This window comes from Coprococcus sp. AM11-30B (assembly GCF_027674365.1).
Classification (GTDB): domain Bacteria; phylum Bacillota; class Clostridia; order Lachnospirales; family Lachnospiraceae; genus Allocoprococcus; species Allocoprococcus comes.
This window is the reverse complement of record NZ_JAQDVB010000017.1, coordinates 48,295-67,853: the sequence shown is the minus strand read 5'-3', so window position 1 is coordinate 67,853 and position 19,559 is coordinate 48,295. Positions and strand designations below refer to the sequence as shown.

At 41.2% G+C, this 19,559-nt stretch carries 17 protein-coding genes and 1 pseudogene; 15 read left to right on the top strand and 3 right to left on the bottom strand.

From position 1 onward, the window contains the following. Window positions 1–6 precede the first annotated feature (6 nt). Genes PGU50_RS12260 through PGU50_RS12250 form a run of 3 tightly spaced genes read left to right on the top strand, consistent with a single transcriptional unit; the run spans window position 7 to window position 3,034 of the window. Entirely contained in the window at window positions 7–1,179 is a 1,173-nt protein-coding gene (locus PGU50_RS12260) for a UxaA family hydrolase (protein ID WP_330412027.1), read from the top strand. Window positions 1,180–1,196: 17 nt separating this feature from the next. Beyond that, complete coding sequence (locus PGU50_RS12255) at window positions 1,197–2,084, top strand: fumarylacetoacetate hydrolase family protein (RefSeq protein WP_270247100.1); 888 nt, start codon at window positions 1,197–1,199, stop codon at window positions 2,082–2,084. A gap of 50 nt (window positions 2,085–2,134) precedes the next feature. After that, a complete protein-coding gene (locus tag PGU50_RS12250; RefSeq protein WP_117557362.1) occupies window positions 2,135–3,034 on the top strand; it encodes a dihydrodipicolinate synthase family protein in 900 nt (299 codons plus the stop codon). Between the two features lie 81 nt (window positions 3,035–3,115). Here the strand turns inward: PGU50_RS12250 and PGU50_RS12245 are convergent, their stop codons facing one another. After that, window positions 3,116–4,582 carry a family 43 glycosylhydrolase gene (locus PGU50_RS12245; RefSeq protein ID WP_117557364.1) on the bottom strand — a complete coding sequence of 489 codons (1,467 nt, stop codon included), beginning with the start codon at window positions 4,580–4,582 and terminating at the stop codon, window positions 3,116–3,118. 171 nt (window positions 4,583–4,753) lie between these two features. Here PGU50_RS12245 and PGU50_RS12240 point away from each other — a divergent pair, with 171 nt between their 5' ends. From PGU50_RS12240 to PGU50_RS12210, 7 genes are all read left to right on the top strand, one after another. Further along, window positions 4,754–5,800: a LacI family DNA-binding transcriptional regulator gene (locus PGU50_RS12240; RefSeq protein ID WP_117557366.1), complete on the top strand. Its 1,047-nt coding sequence runs from the start codon at window positions 4,754–4,756 to the stop codon at window positions 5,798–5,800. Between the two features lie 307 nt (window positions 5,801–6,107). Then, window positions 6,108–8,057 carry a glycoside hydrolase family 127 protein gene (locus tag PGU50_RS12235; RefSeq protein ID WP_270247099.1) on the top strand — a complete coding sequence of 650 codons (1,950 nt, stop codon included), beginning with the start codon at window positions 6,108–6,110 and terminating at the stop codon, window positions 8,055–8,057. A gap of 65 nt (window positions 8,058–8,122) precedes the next feature. Further along, window positions 8,123–9,493, top strand: coding sequence for an ABC transporter substrate-binding protein (locus PGU50_RS12230; RefSeq protein ID WP_117557370.1), 1,371 nt, complete (start codon window positions 8,123–8,125; stop codon window positions 9,491–9,493). A 99-nt stretch (window positions 9,494–9,592) separates the two neighbouring features. After that, on the top strand, window positions 9,593–10,477 hold the full coding sequence (locus PGU50_RS12225; protein WP_117557372.1) for a carbohydrate ABC transporter permease: 885 nt from the start codon (window positions 9,593–9,595) through the stop codon (window positions 10,475–10,477). Between the two features lies 1 nt (window position 10,478). Beyond that, window positions 10,479–11,327 (top strand): carbohydrate ABC transporter permease, encoded by an 849-nt coding sequence (locus PGU50_RS12220; RefSeq protein WP_117557374.1) that lies wholly within the window; start codon window positions 10,479–10,481, stop codon window positions 11,325–11,327. 42 nt (window positions 11,328–11,369) lie between these two features. Further along, a complete protein-coding gene (arfA, locus tag PGU50_RS12215) occupies window positions 11,370–12,884 on the top strand; it encodes an arabinosylfuranosidase ArfA (RefSeq protein ID WP_117557384.1) in 1,515 nt (504 codons plus the stop codon). 13 nt (window positions 12,885–12,897) lie between these two features. After that, window positions 12,898–13,515, top strand: coding sequence for a YesL family protein (locus PGU50_RS12210; RefSeq protein ID WP_118218275.1), 618 nt, complete (start codon window positions 12,898–12,900; stop codon window positions 13,513–13,515). 300 nt (window positions 13,516–13,815) lie between these two features. Here the strand turns inward: PGU50_RS12210 and PGU50_RS18175 are convergent. After that, window positions 13,816–14,238: pseudogene (locus PGU50_RS18175) on the bottom strand (GH36-type glycosyl hydrolase domain-containing protein); the annotation flags it as partial. Between the two features lie 30 nt (window positions 14,239–14,268). Here PGU50_RS18175 and PGU50_RS12200 point away from each other — a divergent pair. Further along, window positions 14,269–15,093, top strand: coding sequence for a glycoside hydrolase family 3 protein (locus tag PGU50_RS12200; RefSeq protein ID WP_243014370.1), 825 nt, complete (start codon window positions 14,269–14,271; stop codon window positions 15,091–15,093). 76 nt (window positions 15,094–15,169) lie between these two features. Here PGU50_RS12200 and PGU50_RS12195 read toward each other — a convergent pair whose 3' ends face one another. Further along, window positions 15,170–15,730, bottom strand: coding sequence for a DUF1653 domain-containing protein (locus tag PGU50_RS12195; protein WP_270247097.1), 561 nt, complete (start codon window positions 15,728–15,730; stop codon window positions 15,170–15,172). 164 nt (window positions 15,731–15,894) lie between these two features. On the opposite strand from PGU50_RS12195, the gene PGU50_RS12190 reads away from it, so the two are divergent. The 4 genes from PGU50_RS12190 to PGU50_RS12175 all read left to right on the top strand — a co-directional run bounded on the left by PGU50_RS12190 (window position 15,895) and on the right by PGU50_RS12175 (window position 19,552). Then, window positions 15,895–16,305: a peptide deformylase gene (locus tag PGU50_RS12190; protein ID WP_055247494.1), complete on the top strand. Its 411-nt coding sequence runs from the start codon at window positions 15,895–15,897 to the stop codon at window positions 16,303–16,305. Window positions 16,306–16,469: 164 nt separating this feature from the next. After that, window positions 16,470–17,003 carry a hypothetical protein gene (locus tag PGU50_RS12185; RefSeq protein ID WP_118198671.1) on the top strand — a complete coding sequence of 178 codons (534 nt, stop codon included), beginning with the start codon at window positions 16,470–16,472 and terminating at the stop codon, window positions 17,001–17,003. 178 nt (window positions 17,004–17,181) lie between these two features. Beyond that, a complete protein-coding gene (locus tag PGU50_RS12180) occupies window positions 17,182–18,114 on the top strand; it encodes an AEC family transporter (RefSeq protein WP_117557390.1) in 933 nt (310 codons plus the stop codon). 349 nt (window positions 18,115–18,463) lie between these two features. Further along, window positions 18,464–19,552, top strand: coding sequence for a hypothetical protein (locus PGU50_RS12175; RefSeq protein WP_044999117.1), 1,089 nt, complete (start codon window positions 18,464–18,466; stop codon window positions 19,550–19,552). Window positions 19,553–19,559 lie beyond the last annotated feature (7 nt).

The following is a 19,559-nucleotide window of genomic DNA, read 5'->3' as shown; positions in this document are numbered from 1 at the left end:
TTAAAAATGGAAAAAATGACTTTTTGGGGATATAGAAGACCAGATGGAAGAGTTGGAATCAGAAATAAAATTTTAATTTTACCGGCAAGTGTCTGTGCATCAGATACAACAAGAATTATCGCATCCCAGGTAGAATCTGCAGTTACATTCAATAACCAAAATGGATGTTCCCAGGTTCCGTCAGACCAGCAGTTCACAATGGATGTAATGGCCGGATATGCAGCAAACCCGAACGTATATGGAACGGTCGTTGTATCACTTGGATGTGAAAACTGTCAGATGGATCTTGTGTTAGATGCAATTAAAGAGAGAACGAATAAACCAATCCGTCATTTCATTATACAGGAAAACGGAGGAACGATTTCTACAGTAGAAAAAGCTGTCCGTGCAGCAAAAGAGATGGCACAGGAAGCTTCTCTTCTGCAGAAAGAAGAATTTGATTTTTCTGAGCTGATCATCGGAACAGAATGTGGAGGTTCGGATCCGACTTCAGGACTTGCAGCAAATGTCCTGATCGGAGAGATGAGTGACCGTATGGTAGAACTTGGAGGTACTTCGATTCTTTCTGAGACAACAGAATTTATTGGCGCAGAACATATTCTGGCACGACGTGGAAAGACAAAAGAAATCAGTGACAGAATTTACCAGATCGTTCATGACTATGAGCATGCGATTAAGTTGGTAGGACATGATATCCGTGAAGGAAATCCTTCTCCTGGAAACAAAGAAGGAGGACTTACAACATTGGAAGAAAAATCATTGGGATGTATCCATAAAGGTGGTCATTCAGAAGTAACAGCAGTATATGATTATGCAAAACAGGTAGAATCAAAACAGGGACTTGTTATTATGGATACTCCGGGAAATGACCCATCATCAGTAGCGGCAATGGTAGCCGGTGGATGTCAGATTGTCGTATTTTCTACCGGACGTGGTACACCGACAGGAAATCCGCTTGCACCGGTAATTAAGATCACCGGTAATAAAGTTACTTTTGCAAATATGTCCGATAATATTGATATTGATGCAAGCCCGTATATTTACGGAACCAAGACGATGACAGAACTTGGTGATGAGCTGATGAAAGAAATCAAGGAAGTTGCGGATGGCAAGCTGACAAAAGCAGAAGCTCTTGGATATACAGAAATGGCAATTGCGAGAGTTTGTAACTATATGTAAAAAATGAGGTGAAAAAATTGCGCTATACCAGAGTAAAAGATAAAAATGGAGAAATTCATCTAGCAGCTTTCGAAAAGGAAGAAACCGTGTTTTTTCTGGATGAATTATTCCCGGAATTAAAAGGGAAAACGTTGATAGATTTTGTTCATATGGTAAATGGTGATCCGCAAAAAGCAGCACAGATGATCTGTGCTGCAGATGGATCGGTACATAGAATGGAAGAGCAGGAGATGTTGACACCGATTGAACATACGGTTCACGATATCCTCTGTGTCGGAGTCAATTACACAGATCATCTGGAAGAGACAAAGGAACATCTGGCAGGAGCTGTGTCGGATGAAGTATCCGGTACCGTGTATTTTGCAAAAAGAACAAACCGTATTCTTGGGGCAAATGAAGAGATCCAGGGACGGTTTGATATCGATGAAAAAGTGGATTATGAAACAGAATTAGCGGTCATTATAGGAAAAGAAGGAAAAGGAATTACGGAAGAAAAAGCAGAAGAATATGTATTTGGATATTCCGTATTTAATGATCTTTCTTCAAGAGATCTTCAGACCAGACATGGACAGTGGCTGATGGGAAAAAGTCTGGATAATTATACGATCATGGGACCTGTGATCGTAGACCGTACAGAGCTTCCGATGCCGTTAGAACTGGATATTAAGAGTTATGTGAATGGTGAACTCAGACAGAACTCAAATACCAAATATCTGATTAAAAAAGTTCCGGGGCTGATTGCAGAATTGTCCAAAGGAATTACTCTGGAGGCTGGTGACATTATTGCAACCGGTACACCAGCAGGTGTTGGAATGGGATTTACGCCACCAAGGTTCCTAAAGAAAGGTGATAAAGTTACATGTGAGATAGACAAGATTGGTCAGCTGACGAATTATATTGTCTGATTTTTACAAGAAAGTGAATTAGGATAAAAATAGGAAGAGAGGTAGAAAATATGTGTAAAATCGTTACACCAGTTGTTACAGTTTTTGATGAAAATGAAAAACCGGATTATGAAGGGAATAAAAAGGTAATTGATTTCCTGATTGAAGGAGGCGTTGATGGAATTCTTGTGTTGGGATCGTCCGGTGAATTTACAGGACTTACAAAACAGGAGAAACATGATTTCTTCAAATTCTATGCAGATTATACTGCAGGGCGCACAAAGCTTTATGCTGGAACCGGAAGCCTTAATTTTGAAGATACGGTGGCGTTGTCAAATGAAGTGAATGAAATGGGCTATGAAGGAGCAATGGTTATCGGACCATGCTATTATGCACTGGATCAGGAAAAGATTTTTGTATATTATGATACGCTTGCAAAAGCGGTAAAAGGAAATCTTTATATCTACAATTTCCCGGCAAGAAGTGGACATTCCATCGCTCCGGAAACCTTGAAAAAGCTGGTGGAAAATAATGCTAACATTAAAGGCTTAAAGGACTCCGTATCAGAACCAAATCATACAAATGAACTGATGCTGGCAGTAGAAGGACATGAGTTTGAGATGTTCTCAGGATTTGATGATCAGTTCCTTTATAATCTTACATCCGGAGGAGTAGGATGTATCGGGGCACTTTCCAATATTGTCCCTGAGATCTGGAGTGATCTTGTAAAATCAACAAAGGAAAAAGATTTTGACAGAGTTATGGCGTTATCGGAATTGACGCATGAGCTTATGCCACTTTATGATCTGGATTCAAATTTCTCATTGCTGTTTAAAAAATTGATGCAGCACAGAGGTGTAGAAATTGAAGACCGTGCAATCTTCCCGTACAATCAGATGGAAGAAAGTGTGTATAAAAAAGCAGAGATTTTATTAGATAAAGTTATAAAGAAATATCAGAAATTGAAATAATAATATGTAGTAAGAGCAGACATTGCCTTCCCGCCGCAAGGAATGTCTGCTCTTTTGCATATTTATATATGAAATGAATACTTACCAGGATTCAGGTAATATAAGGTCTTCTTTACGCATTGCAAGAGAAGCGCCTGGAACGGAAAAGTCCGGCATACCATTTTCATCCCAGAAAACTTTGCCGATATAAGCATTTCTTCCGGCATCATAAAGTGGCTGATAGTCTCCTTCACCCAGATAACGTTCTTCCTGGCGTGCGTGATAGACCATCAGATCTTCTGTGTCATCGGTAGAACGGGTAAAGCTGTTATGTCCAGGTCCGAAGAAGCCGGTGGTGCGACTGCTCTGGAATACCGGGTAAGGGAGCTTTGTCCAGGAAGAAGAGTCCAGAAGATCAGAATCTTCGCTGGCATATAAAAGTCCCATATTGTAAAGAGCATCTGTGCCACTTGCTGAAAAGGTAAGGAAGATCCGCCCGTCATGCTTTAGCACAGCGGGACCTTCATTTACAGCGAATCCGTGGAGCTCCCAGTTATACTCCGGATGTGTCAGAAGAACAGATGGAGTACAGATTGTCCATGGATTGGATAATTTGGCAATAAAGATATCGGAAATATTGTTTGTCTTTTGTGCCCATACAAAGTAATCTGTATCGTTGTGATGGAAAAAAGTGTGATCCAGCGAAAAGTCTGTAAAAGCAATATCATTTTCTACAGTTGTCTGGATCGGCCCTTTGCTGATCCATGGATCAGTCATCGGGTCATCACCGGTACAGGCAAGGCAGTGTGGACGGATCCGCCATGAAGAGTGGTCAGATACAGTCGTGGTATAATATACATACCAGCCACCCTGAATATAATGGATCTCAGGAGCCCAGATGTGAGGACTTACACGATCAGGACCGATAGGTTTTCTTTCGTAGATTATTTTTTCTGTGTAGCGCCCGGAATTGTCAGTCAGATCTTCGAGCGTGTCTGCGCTGCGCAGGATGATGTAAAGATACTGATAAGTACCATTCAAATTATGGCCTGCGTCGGTATGAGAGCCGAGAAAATAGTATTTTCCATCCGTGTGCTTGTAGATATAAGGGTCTGCACGGTGGCTGATGATCGGTGCTGCATAGTCGTTGTCCTGAATATGTCCAATACCATCTTCGCTGCGGATGATTCTGCGCAGTTCCTTCATTCTATTGGTATAAGTTACCTGTACGGTTGCGGAAGAATCGTCCATTTTGGAGACAGATTGTATACATACTGGCTCTGGCTTCCCATATTTATTTTGTAAAGAAAAGAGACCGGAGACAGCAATTTTTTCGCCGTTTGGATCTTGATTGGCTAATGCGTCGGATACAGGAAGTTCTTCGCACGGAAGGATGATTGAAAATCCGCCGTTAAGGGCGTACCAGTCTTTGCGGTTGTAGCTGTATTCGAGATAATAATGATTTTCTTCAGGGATCTCCCATGAGACATTCACGGATCGTATATAAGCAGAATCCTGCTGATCGTGATAGAATTTATCTGCCATAGGAAGTGTAATTGATTGTTTCATAAATCCTCCTTTGGCATTGCATTTATAAGAAAACAAGGATTTTTATTAATTTTAGCATAGAATTAACTGATTGACAAGGCGGAAATGGATAGTCTAAGATAGAGAATAAGAAGAAAAATAAATGGGAAGAATGACCGGAAGAATAAAAAAGGGAGAAAAGGAAGCAAAGAGATGGTTACGATCAAGGAGATTGCAAAGGAATGCAATGTTTCTGTAGCAACAGTATCAAATATTTTAAATCACAAACCTGGCGCAAGTGATGAAACCAGGAAGATCGTGATGGATAAGATAAAAGAGCTGAACTATAAGCCAAATACTGTGGCGAGAAATCTGAAGACAAAGAATACCAGAACAATCGGGGTTATTGTTGAAGATATGACGATCTTCAGTATCCCGGATATTGTAGATGGTATTACAGAGCATTGCGAGGAGAACAGTTATCAGATTCTACTGATCAATCTGAGACTGTTCAAGAAATACAATGATTTTTACTATCACAGAGATGATTATTATGGACGTGTCGGTGAGGAGATTGACAAGCTGATCGCAAGACAGGTAGAGGGGATTATTTATGTTACGGCACATGAGAGAATTATGCGCTGTATTCCGGAGAATTTGCCGATACCAGTCGTTATGGCATATGGATATACAGCGAATAAAGACATTCCGTCAGTGGTAGTGAATGACGAAGATGGAGCGCATCAGATCGTGGATTATCTGATTGCAAACGGACACAGGCGTATCGGAATTATTACTGGTAAGCCGGACAGTATCCATATGCAGGAACGACTTCTTGGTATGCAGAGAGCTCTTTTTGAAAATCAGATATTATATAATCCTCAGGCAGTATATTATGGAGATTGGACAAGAAAAAGTGGATATGAGGGAACGAAGCAGCTTCTGAAACAGGGGATAACAGCAATCTGTTGTATGAATGACCTGATGGCGGGTGGAGTATATGACTGTCTGGAAGAGAACGGAATACTTCCGGGGAAGGATATTGCAGTAACCGGTTATGATAACCGTGAATTATCCGGATATTATAAACCACCACTTACCACCATTTCCCTGCCTCTGCATGATATTGGTTATACGGCGAGTGAGGTGATCATGCGTATGGTAGAAGGAAAAAGATTAAAAGAGCCGGAAGGAATATACCGTGTTGGATGTCATATGTTAGAGCGGAGCTCGGTTGAAAATATTACAGAAAATTCATGAATTTACACTAAAAATAACAGAAATCAGAAAAAAATAAGCGCTTATAGAAGAGAAAAATGCTCTGTAAGTGCTTATTTTATTGTGTGATTGTGCAAAATACACAAAATTAAACGTTTAAGTTCTACTTGCATTTATAATAAAAGTGCGTATATAATTAAAACAAGCAAGAAACAGGTAAATAAAATAAAAATATGAGCCTGAAAAACAAAAACAGCATTGCATATTTAAGAAAAACGGGAAAATTGTAAAAAAGAATATTAAACGATTAAGTATATATAGATCGTATTTAATATTCCGAGGAAAAATTATGGATGACAAGAAACTAAAAACGGTACCGCTGAATAAGATTAAGATCTCAGATCGGTTCTGGAACAGATACACCCATCTTGTGAAAGATGTTCTGATTCCATATCAGTGGGATATCTTAAATGACAAGCTTCCGGATGTGGAAACCAGTCATTGCATTGAAAACTTCAGGATTGCGGCAGGAGAAGCGGAAGGCGATTTTGAAGGAGCAGTATTCCAGGATACAGATGTAGCGAAGTGGCTGGAAGCTGTAGCATATTCTCTGGCAGTAGAGCCGGATGAACATTTATCTTACCTTGCTGATAAAACAATTAACCTTATCGGTCGTGCCCAGTGCGAAGATGGTTATCTGAATACATATTTTACGATCAAAGATCCGTCAAAGCGTTGGACGAACTTGAAAGAGGGACATGAGTTATATACAGCAGGGCACATGACAGAAGCAGCGGTTGCATATTATAAAGCAACCGGAAAGACGGAATTTCTGGATATTATGAAAAAGTTTGCAGATCTGATCTGCAGGACATTTGGACCGGAAGAAGGTCAGAATCACGGGTATCCGGGACATCAGGAGATCGAGCTTGCATTGATCCGTCTGTATCATGTTACCGGGAATAAGAAATATCTGGAGACAGCAAAATACTTCATCGACCGCAGAGGTGTAGGTGAAAATTATTTCTTAGAAGAGGAAAAGAAACCGGAATATAAACAGATCTTTCCGGAGTTTGCCGAATATGATCCGAGATATTCACAGTCCCATCAGCCGGTAAGAGAACAGAAGACGGCAGAGGGACATGCAGTAAGGGCTGTGTATATGTATTGTGCAATGGCAGATCTGGCATATGAGTATCAGGATGAAGAGCTGATGGAAGCGTGTAAGACATTGTGGGAAGATATGACGAAACGCCAGATGTACATCACAGGAAGTATCGGGGCATCCGGACTTCTGGAACGGTTTACAACGGATTATGATCTTCCAAATAACAGTAACTACTCAGAAACATGTGCATCGATTGGACTTGCACTCTTCGGAAGAAGAATGGCACAGATCACAAAAGATGCGTCTTACATGGATGTTGTAGAAAGAGCACTTTACAATACTCTGTTGTCGGGAATTGCGCAGGATGGAAAGAGCTTCTTCTATGTAAATCCACTGGAAGTATGGCCGGATAACTGTATTGAACGTACTTCTAAGGAACATATAAAACCGGTCAGACAGAAATGGTTTGGAGTAGCATGTTGTCCACCGAACATTGCGAGAACACTGGCATCTATGGGACAATACATCTATTTTACAGATAAGAACACAGTATATGTAAACTTATATATTTCCAATGAAGCACAGATCGATCTGAATGAAGGAACAACAAAGATTCAGATAGAAAGCGACCTGACCAATACCGGTCACATCGTATTAAAGGTCACACCGGATGAAGGAAGCACAAATAATCTGGCGATCAGAATTCCGGATTATGTGAAAGCGTACACCATCCGGAAAGATGGGGCACTTTTAGAGCATCAGGATATCTGTCAGGCATACCTTACGATCGGAGGAATCAGCAAACAGACCGAGATCGTAATTGATTTTGAAGTACCTGCAAGATTTGTGAGAGCAAATCCGAATGTCAGAGAAGATGTGGGAAAAACTGCACTGGTGAAAGGACCTCTGGTGTACTGTCTTGAAGAAACAGACAATGGAGAGAATCTTCCGGCTATCTTCGTGGATACGAAACAGGAAGTCAGAGAAATGTTTGAACCGGAACTTCTTGGAGGCGTGACAACACTTCGGTTTAAGGGAAAGAAACTGAACGTGGATACGTGGAAAGACGGAGCATTATATGATAGCCGGGAAATGGCATTCGAGGAAGTAGATCTGAAAGCAGTTCCATATCATTGCTGGGACAACCGCAAGACGGGTGAGATGCTGGTATGGATGAAAGAGATGTTTTAATTAAAGAATCTATCAGGGGACATACAACCCTGTGGAGAAATAAATACCCAAAAGGAGGAAGAAATATGAAAAAGAAATTAGTGTCAGTGATTCTTTGTGCAGCTATGACAGCAACAATGTTGCTCGGCTGTAGCGCAGGAAGCGAAAAGAGCGGCTCCGACAGCAAAGCAAAAGGGGAATCAGGCGGAACAAAAGAGATGGAAGTTGATGGAGATGCAACCACTCTTAATGTATGGACATTCATCGAGTTACACCAGGAATTCTACACCAACATGGCAGAGAAGTGGAATGAGGCACATCCGGATAAGAAGGTTAAATTAGTACTTTCTAATATGCAGTATGATGATATGCACAACAAATTATCTCTTGCACTGGAATCCGGAAAAGGTGCTCCGGATGTAGTTGATATTGAGCTTGGAAAATTCCCGGCATTTACAAGTGGTGAAATCGGACTTATGGATCTGACAGATGCGATCGAACCATATAAAGATAATGTAGTAGAATCCCGTCTTGACATCTATGGAAAAGATGGAAAATATTATGGCTTCCCAACACACGTTGGTACAACCGTTGCATTCTACAACGATGATCTGTTAAAAGAAGCAGGAATTGATTACACAACGATCAAGACATGGGATGACTTTAAAGAAGCTGGTGTTAAATACCATGAAGCTACAGGTAAAGAATTTGCCTGCGCTGAAACAACAGCTCAGTGGATGATCAACCTGATGTTAGCTCAGAAAGGTACAGATTACCTTGACAAAGATGGAAAACTTGATCTTACAAACGATAAAGTAGTAGAAGTACTTCAGTATATCAAAGATATGCAGGAAGCAGGCGCACTTGCAACCGTAGCTGGTGGACAGCCGGATAACGAAGAAGCTTATCCGGAATACAACAGTGGCAACTTTGCAGTACAGATTATGCCTTTCTGGCAGACATCAAGATTCACAAACTATATGTCTGACCTTGATGGCAAGATCGCTATTGCAGCACCTCCGGTATTTGGTGACAACGATGCAGTTAAGACAATCGGTGGTGGCGGAACCGGTACAGCAGTTGTTAAATCTTCTGAAAACGCAGAACTTGCAGCAGAAGTATTCGCTTACATCAAACTGTCTGAAGACGCTAACAAAGAAGTTTGGAATGTATTAGGATTTGACCCTGTTAATACAGCAGTATGGACAGATACAGATCTTACTCAGAATCCGGACAACCAGTTTGTAAAATACTTCAAGACAAAACCGTTTGATACATTATTAGAGCTCCAGGATGGCATTGGCTCACTTGCTTCTTGCACAAGCGAAAAATATCCATCTATCAATAACGAGTTCTGCACAACAACACTGAATAACATTTTTGAAGAAGGAATGGATGTTAAAGAGGCATTGGAACAGTCTCAGGAAACTCTTGAAAATGAATTTGGTGGCAAATAAAAAAGTTACAATTAAGTAACTGGTAATGTAATATTCAGGGGTTGCGTGCAAAAGCTGCCGCAGCCCTTTCTATAATTTAAGAAGGAGGATACATAAACCATGAAGAAACTGTTCTATTCTCAGAAATTAGCTCCTTATGTGTTCATCCTTCCTTTTGTCCTTACTGTTATATTTTTCTGGGCAGTTCCAATCGCGAACGGAGTCCTTTTAAGTTTTCAGGATGTATTACAGGATAAATGGGTTGGATTGGATAATTATAAGAGACTTCTGTCCGACAAGATATTTTTAAAAGCTCTGGCTAACAGTACTCGATACATGATCGGAACACTGGTGCTGCTGATTCCGTTTCCGATGTTTTTCGCAACGCTGCTGAACAGTAAGCTGATGAAGAAACCAGGATTTTTTAAATCAATCTATTTTCTTCCGGCTTTGACATCAGTTGTAGTTGCAGGTACAATCTTCCGTCTGATGTTTGGTGAGATGGAGACTTCTCTTGCCAACCAGGTGATCGGAATGTTCGGACTTGGACCGATCAAATGGTTAAAGAATGATCTGACTGGTTATTTTGCACTGTTACTTCTGGCATGCTGGAGATGGACAGGTGTTAACATCCTGTACTTCCTTGCCGGATTACAGAGCATTTCAACAGACCTTTATGAGGCAGCTTCTATTGATGGAGCAAATAAATGGCAGCAATTTACAAGAATTTCCCTTCCACTTCTGAAGCCAACCACCGTATACGTGCTGACGATCAGTATCTACGCAGGTCTTGCCATGTTTAATGAAAGTTACATGTTATGGAAAGGTAATAACTCGCCACAGAATATCGGGCTTACGATCGTTGGATATCTGTACAGGCAGGGAATTGAAAAACGTGCAATGGGTTATGCCTGCGCGGTAGGGCTTGTACTTCTGGTTATTGTTATGATCGTCAATATGATACAGTTGGCGGCAACAGGAACATTTAAGAAGGAGGAGAGATAGTATGGGTGAAAAGAGAAAAAAGAAAGACCGGCTTTGCACAGTATTGATGCTCATTTTCTTCTCAATCCTGGCTATTCTGATTATTCTTCCGATTTATACGATCTTTCTTGCCAGCTTCAAGCCGGGCGGAGATCTTCTGCAGTATGGTCTGAACCTCGGAATTGACTGGAAACGTATGAGCCTGGATAACTACGTGCTTCTGTTTACAGGACAGCATAACTACTGGAGATGGTTCTTTAACAGTATCTTTCTTACTGTAATTACCGTAGTAGCCACACTTCTGGTAAGTGCATTTGTAGGATATGGATTTGCGGCTTATGAATTCAAAGGGAAGAATGCAATGTTTGTTGTCGTTCTTCTGATCTTATCTGTTCCGCTGGAAGTCATCATGCTTCCTCTGTATAAGCAGATGACTAACTGGGGACTGATGGACAGCTATATTGCGATCATATTACCATTTGTTGCACATGCATCCACAATCTTTTTCTTCAGACAGTATCTTCTTGGACTTCCAAAATCACTTATGGAAGCCGGACGAATTGACGGAGCGACGGAGTATGGTATCTTTTTTAGACTGATCATGCCGATTATGAAACCTGCATTTGCGGCCATGGCGATCTTAAATGGTATGAACGCATGGAACAATTACCTGTGGCCATTACTGGTAATCCGTTCTTCAGAAAAATATACACTGACACTTGGACTTAACACCTTGATCAACCCATATGGAGATAATTATAGTCTTCTGGTTGTAGGTTCATTCTTCTCGATCATTCCGATTTTTATACTGTTTGTATGCTTCCAGCAGTATTTTATTGAAGGTATGACAGCAGGTGCAGTAAAAGAATAATTGTTGTAAAATAAGAAGGTAAGATAGAATAGGAGGCTGAAAATGAGTAAGACAGCGAAGATGATCATTGATAAAGATTTCCGGATTTCCAAGGTAGATGAGAGAATTTATGGTTCTTTCATTGAACACCTCGGACGTGCCGTATACGATGGCTTATATCAGCCGGGCAATCCGTTGTCGGATGATGATGGATTCCGTAAAGATGTCATTGATCTGGTAAAGGAACTGAATGTGCCGATCATCCGTTATCCGGGTGGAAACTTTGTATCAAACTTTTTCTGGGAAGACAGCGTAGGACCGGTGGAGGAGCGTCCGGCACGCCTGGAACTTGCATGGAGAAGTCTGGAAGAAAATAAGATCGGATTAAATGAATTTGCAAAATGGACGGATAAAGTAAATTCCAACATGATGATGGCAGTAAATCTTGGTACAAGAGGAATTGCAGATGCATGCAATCTTCTGGAATACTGCAACCATCCTGGTGGAACGAAATACAGTGATCTTCGTATCAAACATGGAGTGAAAGATCCACATAACATTAAGGTATGGTGCCTGGGAAATGAGATGGACGGACCGTGGCAGCTCGGACACAAGACCATGGAAGAATACGGACGTCTTGCAGAAGAGACCGCAAAGGCAATGAAACTGATCGATCCATCCATTGAACTGGTATCCTGTGGAAGCTCAGCTCTTGATATGCCGACATTCCCGAAGTGGGAATCTACCACTCTGGAGAATACATATGATTATGTAGACTATGTATCTATGCATCAATATTATGGAAATCGTGATGATGATACCGCAGATTTCCTTGCATGCTCTGATGATATGGATGAATTTATCCGTACAGTCATTGCAACCTGCGATTATGTAAGAGCGAAAAAACGTGGAAAGAAAAATATCAATATCAGTTTTGATGAGTGGAATGTATGGTTCCATTCAAATGCGGCAGATGATGATATCACACAGAACCATCCATGGCAGGTAGCACCTCCGATGCTGGAAGATATTTATACATTTGAAGATGCACTGTTAGTCGGTCTGATGCTGATCACATTGCTGAAACATGCAGACAGAGTAAAAATTGCATGTATGGCACAGCTGGTCAATGTAATTGCGCCGATCATGACAGATCAGGGAGGCGGAGCAGCCTGGAAACAGACAATTTTTTATCCGTTCCTTCATGCATCCAGATATGGACGTGGTGTTGCATTAATGCCGCTTGTTCAGACAGCTAAGCACGATACAGCAAAACATGAAAATGTTACTGACGTAGAAAGCGTTGCAGTGTATAATGAAGAAAAAGAAGAACTTACAATTTTCGCTGTTAACCGTACACTGGATGAAGATATTGAACTGACAACAGATTTAAGAGGTATGGAAGGCTTCCATCTGACAGAGCATATTGTAATGGAAGAATCCAATCTGAAACTGGTGAACAGTTCTTATGAACAAAAAGTAGTACCAAAGACAGTAAACCGTTCAAAGATGGACGGCGGAATTATGACAACTCTTCTTGGAAAAGCATCATGGAATGTAATCAGATTAAGTAAGTAGAGGCGGATAGATAATGAAATTTCTGGCAATTGACAGTCCGGTAATGAGGGTACTTGGACGACTTGGAGATATTATAATATTGAATATGATCTTTGTAGTCGGATGCATTCCAGTGATCACCATTGGAACTTCATTAAGCGCACTGTACGCGGTAGCGATGAAGATGGCAAGAGGGGAAGAACCTTCCGTGTGGAAGGAATTCTGGAAAGCGTATAAAAGGAACTTCAAACAGGCAACCATTTGCTGGCTGATCATGGCTGTCGTTGCCATGCTGTTGTTTGTGGATTTTCGTATCATAAGAGTTTTTCAGGGAAGCATGTATAGTGTGATGCGTGTGATTCTGGCAATTATTCTTGGAGTGTGGATACTGATGTTCCAGTATCTGTTCCCGTATATTGCAAGATTTGAAAATGGTATTTTTGCGACATTGCGCAATGCATTACTTCTTGCAGCAGTGAACATTCCGTTTACAATCGTGATTACAGGTTTAAGCGTCGGATCACTGATAGTGACATTATTTACATCCAGATCATTTGTAGTTGCAAGTATTTTATGGGTGTTCTTCGGATTTGCAGTATTATCGTATGCACAGTCATTTCTGCTGTGCCGGATTTTTGAAAAATACGAATAAAGCTGTGAACAGTAAATAGAAAATAATATAACAGGGACAAGACAGAAATCGCTATAATGCCTGGAAATTCAGGTGTTATAGCGATTTTTTGTCGATCCGGTAATATGGACACCGCCATACCAGGTTCCTTCGAGTTCAAAATTTCAAACTTTTGATGGCTTTTCTGATGAAAGAAATTATCCCATAACAATTTCTACATAATATTCATTCACATTCTCATCCGGTCGGATGCAGATTCCGCCTTTTGCTTCTTTATCGGTTCTTACAGGTGCAAGATCTTCTGATTCTACGTCATATGCATCCGGCGATCATCTGCGAGTACACATATGGCTCTGTGCGGTGGATATCACTGATGTCTTCAAGGTAAGTAGGGCAGGTCTTGCGGTAGATCTCAAATGCTCTGTTACCACGTCCGATTCTCGTTTCTGCAATCGATACCCATGGATTGTTGTGACAGAAGATACCTGCATTTTCTTTATATCCCGGTGAATAAGAAGAAAATTCACCAAGGTTGAGGTGATAAGTTGTATATGCAGGCTGGAGCAGAACAATACCGTACTTTGTATCCAGCTTTTCTTTAACAGAATTCAGAGCTTTTTTCGCCTGGCCGTCATTTACACCGACATCAGCAAGTACACAGAATCCCTGTGGTTCGATGTAAATCTGGTCTTCTTTGTATTCTTTGGATCCGACTTTTTCGCCAAATGCATCGTAGGCACGGAGATCAAAGCACTTTATGAGATCACGCCACTGATGGGAATTAAGACACTTCTCGGTGGTAATGCAGAAGTTACATTTGTACAGGGATACAAACGGGATGAAAAGAAAGAAGAGTCTGAGGCGAACTGGCAGGAGACCAGCCTGGAAGATGGCGGCGGAAGCAGAAAAGAAGAGCAGTCTGTAGATGTGAAAGTAAAAGAAGAAAGAGTACTCCTCAGAAAAGAGGCAGCAGAGCTTGCCGCGCAGTATGATGAGGTCATTCTGGTTGGTGGTCTGAACCATGAGCATGACAGTGAAGGAATTGACCGCGCAGATATGAAACTCCCATATGAGCAGGATGAACTGATTCGGGAAGTACTGAAGGCAAATCCGAATACGGTGATTGTCATGATGGCAGGAAGTCCGGTTGAGATGGGGAGCTGGATCAAAGACGCAAAGGCTGTTGTATGGAACTGGTATTCCGGAATGGAAGGTGGAAATGCGCTTGCCGAAGTTTTATTTGGAAGAGTAAGTCCATCCGGAAAGTTGCCGGAAACCTTCTACAAAAAGCATACGGACTGTTCTGCACATGCAGTCGGAGAATTTCCGGGCGATGAAAAGGTGCGTTATAAAGAAAGTGTTTTCGTAGGCTACCGCTATAATGATACTTTTGGGATTGAACCGGAATTCTGTTTCGGACATGGACTTTCCTATACAACCTTTGCCTATTCAGGTGCAGAGATAAAAAGGAACGGGGCTAAGCTGCAAGTCAGCTGTGATGTGACCAACACAGGAGACAGAGCAGGAAAAGAAAGCGATGTAGTTGAAGTCAGAATCGGAAGCTCATCAAGGAATATAAGAATTGCGAGAGTGTTGTAAGAAGATGAAATGGAGAATCATCCGCTCCGGTATCAGCCGGGGACTGGGAGATTCTCCATTTTTATTTAATCATGATTTATTCATTTATTTCAAAACGCCAGTGCTGCCTGATTCCCGGATATTTCTGGTGATCGACTTCGCTCATAAACATATCGTATGGTCTTGCACAGATTTTGAATGGTGCATACATTGCCTGGTAGACAACCAGCTTTTCGCCTGTTTCAGTATGCTCGGCGAAAGCCAGTACATTGTAGAGATATTTGGTGCTCTCTTCGGATACCCATTCTCTTTTGAAATGGCGCACGATATCGCCAACATGGATTTCATGGAGGGGTTCTGCGTCATTTTTTTCGGTATTGGCAGAAAGCGTAGAAGCAGGCTGTGCTTCTGGGATAACCGTACTGGTTTGTGTTGAGGCAGACGATTCCGGGTGGAAAATTACAGACGCAGAATCTGCTTTATTTTCCGAATCGGCATCCAGATAAATATATTCATCTTTATCAAGAGAAACCGGTGCGCCGGTCTTTCCGATAATATGGACACCACCATACCAGGTGCCTTCGATTTCAAAAGTATCTCCGATCTGATATTCGGAAGAATATTCATCGTTCTTTTTTATAATTTTAATCTTATCCATAGATAGTACACTCCTGTTTGTATTTGAAAACTAATCTAATTATATGTGCATTTTCCAATTTTTCCAACCTAAAAATGGGAAAAATCGTGTATACTGGAAAGTACTAGTTGCTGGTCACAGGTACTGTGAACAGTAACTAGTACTACGGAAAGGGGAAAGATAAAATGGTAAAACCAATTATGAGAGATCTCTTTTTTCTGCGCCAGAAGGCAGAGAAAGCAACGAAAGGAGATTTTCCAGTTGCAATTGATTTACTGGATACATTAAAAGCGCACGAAGATGGCTGTGTGGGAATGGCAGCAAATATGATCGGGGTAAATAAAGCGATCATTGCAGTCAATATGGGATTTATGAATGTTGCGATGTTCAATCCGAAGATTGTAAAGAGAAACGGAAAGTATGAGACAGAAGAAGGATGCCTGTCTCTGGATGGCGTAAGAAAATGTGTGCGTTATCAGGAAATTGAAGTAGAATACGAGGATATCAATTTTAAACGGCAGAGACAAAAATACAGTGGATGGACGGCACAGATTATTCAACATGAGTGCGATCATCTGAATGGAATTATTATTTGATGGAATACCTAAATCAAAGAGCCGGTATTATGGTTTTGCATTTTATGGAAAGAAAATCCTGATTGTAACAGATAAACAGGTATGATGTTGTTATTACAACAGAAATAAAAATCCAGAAACCGTATACTTATCCATACAAAAAAGAAGGTACGAGGAATGAAAATATGAGTAATACAGCGACGATTTCGCAGGGACAGGAGATTTTAGCACTCCAGGATGAACTGACCGGTGCGCTGATCGGTCTTGCCAGATCCTGTGGTAACAATCCAAAGACAGAAAACACAGATGAGATTATCGTCGAAGGTCTTGTGCATACGATTACGAACAGTAACATCGGTACAACATCTTTAAAAGCGATGATCGAAAAAGTAAGAGAAGAAAAAGATACCGTCGCACCGGATTGCGCAGTCTGTGCAGCACCGTGTGGCAATACCTCCGAATATGATGTGAGCAATATCTGGAAACACGAAACAGATGTGCGCGGCGTGGAGACTGCAATCCTTTTCGGAATCCGGGAGATGGCAGCTATCATTTCCCCGGCGGTCGTCATTGGGAAAACAGATGCGGAAGTGAACGAATTTTTCTATAAGGCACTCTGCATGATCAGTTATGGAATGAGTAAAGAGGATCTGTTACCGGTTGTGCAGGAACTGGGCGAGATGAACCAGAAGTGCAGAAGGCTTCTTGGACAGGTGTAGCAAGAGAATAGTCTGAAAAAATGAGATTTCTTGACAGAGAACAGGGGATTTGATATTGTTTAAAGGATGGAAAAATCTGACAGACGAGAAATGAACCGATAGAAAAGAAATGAAATAATGGGAAGCGGGTTGCGTCTGGCAATCCGCTTCTTTTGATGAGAAGGAAAAGAGGGCAAAAATGGAACTGAGTATACTTCTGATGGAGCAGATCGCAAAGCTGTTCATTATGATATTCATGGGTTATGCGATAGTCAAAATGGGATTTCTGAAGGATGAAGACAGTAAGGTACTGTCAACACTGGTATTATATCTGATCGTGCCATGTGTGATTCTGAATGCATTTCAGGTGGATTATACCCCGGAAAAGGTGAGCGGCCTTATGCTGGCATGCATCGCGTCACTGCTTCTTTTATTTATCCTGCTCCCGATCGTCAACCTGATCGGAAAAGTCCTGCATCTGAATGAAGTGGAAACCATGTCCATTTATTATTCCAATTCAGGAAATATGATCGTACCGCTTGTGGCATTTATGCTTGGCGAAGAGTGGGTGTTTTATGCATGTGTGTTTATGGGGATTCAGACCATCTTTTTCTGGACACACTGTAAAAATGTACTGAGCCATGAAAAAGGATTTAACCTGAAGAAAATATTTACCAATATCAATATCATTACGATCATAGCAGCAATCGTGTTGTTCTTTGCAAAGATCCGGCTGCCGGAAATCATAACCGGTACGTTAAGTTCTGTCGGGGCAATGGTGGGACCGGCAAGTATGTTTGTAATCGGAATGCTGATGGGCGGAATGAATATCAGAAAGGTTCTGACGAATAAGAAGGCGTATTTTATTGCGTTAATGCGTCTGATCGGAATTCCGTTTATTGCACTTCTGATCCTGAAGATCAGTGGACTGGTTGGATGGAATGCAGATGGGAAGAAGATCCTTCTGATCGTATTTCTGGCGATCATTGCACCTGCTGCTTCGACAGTTACGCAGATGAGTCAGGTGTATGGAAATGATTCCAGGTATGCGAGCACGATCAATGTGCTGACGACACTTGGGGCGATCGTGACGATGCCGCTGATGGTGTTGGTGTTCCAGATGGTGATGTAAAGAGATTGAGCATAAATATATTGTAGTAGAGAGATGAAAAAGAATGTTCCCGGGGACGGGGATGTTCTTTTTTATTAACAAGAAAATTCAATGGAAATAACTGGTTTCGGAAAAATGTTACAAATGGGTATGGAAAAGTAAAGAAAAATGTGGCAAACAGGTATGGATAAAGGTGGAAAAATGTTACAAATGAATGGAAAACCTATAAAATCACGGAGATTTCTATATAAAATGAAAATGTTGGCAACATTCCAATTTTCCACTTGACATTCCCCCACTTTCATCATAACATTTTGTAGAATGTTTATTGTCATGAAAAGTGGACTTACAGAAAAGGGGAAAATCACAGATGAAAAATTGGAATCAGGTTAAGCTGGTGCCGGAATTTAATGAACAGGGTGTAGCCTGTTATAAACTGGCCGGTGGGAACTATGTAAATGAATATTATGTTGTATCGGAAGCAGAGACAAGAAAGCTTCTGAATACACCGGAGATCGTCGGATATGAGGTATATGACTGCCTGATTCCTTCTACATCTCAGATGCTTTACTATTTTAAGGAACAGAAGAAAGTGACAACTGCAAATATTCTTTCTATCTTGAGAGGAGCGTTGAACTATCCGTTGGAGGAAAGCTGCTATAGAGAGCACATCCGTGTACACGATATCAGTTTCTTATCCAGTGAACGTGTATTTGCGGATGAAGAGATTGCAGGGCTTGAAATCAAATATAGTAAGCTTACCATGGTTCCGGACAGCACACTGATGATCGGAGATATCATTGCAAGTGGGGAGACTCTGATCCACTGCCTGCGCTATGTGACAGATTTTTACAGGAAGAACGGAGCAAAGCTTCGCAATATTATCATTTTCACAATTGGTGGAACAAAGGGAATTGAGATTCTTGAGAATCTTACCAGAGAGATTCGTGAGTTCTGGCCGGAATTTGAAGGGTTCATTACCGTGTATTATGAAGGAATTTTCAGTACTTATCAGGATAAAGGTGTGTCAGGAATCAACCTTCCGGATGTGGACTTCTACTGGAAGGACGGAATCATCGCGCCGGAGTTCAGAAGAGAGACACTTTCCATGTGCAGTCCGCTTTTTGAAAAATGTATCATCTACGATGGCGGGGCAAGACGCTATGAGATTCATGAGCATGTAGAGGAAGTTCTGGAATTCTGGGAAGGAATCAAAGAGAGAGCAGATAAGATCGATTTTAAAGAACTGCTTGATGAAAAGATTGGATACCCGACACCGATCAGTTATGAGGACTGGATCGAGAAGAACCACTATGAGAAGATCCGTCCGGCAGACACCAAGTGGCTGTACCGTCAGGAACAGGGATATATCGAGAGTATGAAAAATATTACATTAAAAGAACTGGCAGATCAGAGAATTACCGAATTTACCGATTCTTTGAAGAAATATATGCTATAAAAAGAAT

Excerpts from the sequence above, each read along its gene's own strand:
- PGU50_RS12250 (WP_117557362.1), top strand. The coding sequence starts at position 2,135 with ATGTGTAAAATCGTTACACCAGTTGTTACAGTTTTTGATGAAAATGAA.
- PGU50_RS12220 (WP_117557374.1), top strand. The coding sequence starts at position 10,479 with ATGGGTGAAAAGAGAAAAAAGAAAGACCGGCTTTGCACAGTATTGATG.
- arfA (WP_117557384.1), top strand. The coding sequence starts at position 11,370 with ATGAGTAAGACAGCGAAGATGATCATTGATAAAGATTTCCGGATTTCC.
- PGU50_RS12240 (WP_117557366.1), top strand. The coding sequence starts at position 4,754 with ATGGTTACGATCAAGGAGATTGCAAAGGAATGCAATGTTTCTGTAGCA.
- PGU50_RS12180 (WP_117557390.1), top strand. The coding sequence starts at position 17,182 with ATGGAACTGAGTATACTTCTGATGGAGCAGATCGCAAAGCTGTTCATT.
- PGU50_RS12185 (WP_118198671.1), top strand. The coding sequence starts at position 16,470 with ATGAGTAATACAGCGACGATTTCGCAGGGACAGGAGATTTTAGCACTC.
- PGU50_RS12175 (WP_044999117.1), top strand. The coding sequence starts at position 18,464 with ATGAAAAATTGGAATCAGGTTAAGCTGGTGCCGGAATTTAATGAACAG.
- PGU50_RS12225 (WP_117557372.1), top strand. The coding sequence starts at position 9,593 with ATGAAGAAACTGTTCTATTCTCAGAAATTAGCTCCTTATGTGTTCATC.
- PGU50_RS12190 (WP_055247494.1), top strand. The coding sequence starts at position 15,895 with ATGGTAAAACCAATTATGAGAGATCTCTTTTTTCTGCGCCAGAAGGCA.
- PGU50_RS12210 (WP_118218275.1), top strand. The coding sequence starts at position 12,898 with ATGAAATTTCTGGCAATTGACAGTCCGGTAATGAGGGTACTTGGACGA.
- PGU50_RS12195 (WP_270247097.1), bottom strand. The coding sequence starts at position 15,730 with ATGGATAAGATTAAAATTATAAAAAAGAACGATGAATATTCTTCCGAA.
- PGU50_RS12235 (WP_270247099.1), top strand. The coding sequence starts at position 6,108 with ATGGATGACAAGAAACTAAAAACGGTACCGCTGAATAAGATTAAGATC.
- PGU50_RS12260 (WP_330412027.1), top strand. The coding sequence starts at position 7 with ATGGAAAAAATGACTTTTTGGGGATATAGAAGACCAGATGGAAGAGTT.
- PGU50_RS12245 (WP_117557364.1), bottom strand. The coding sequence starts at position 4,582 with ATGAAACAATCAATTACACTTCCTATGGCAGATAAATTCTATCACGAT.
- PGU50_RS12230 (WP_117557370.1), top strand. The coding sequence starts at position 8,123 with ATGAAAAAGAAATTAGTGTCAGTGATTCTTTGTGCAGCTATGACAGCA.
- PGU50_RS12200 (WP_243014370.1), top strand. The coding sequence starts at position 14,269 with ATGGGAATTAAGACACTTCTCGGTGGTAATGCAGAAGTTACATTTGTA.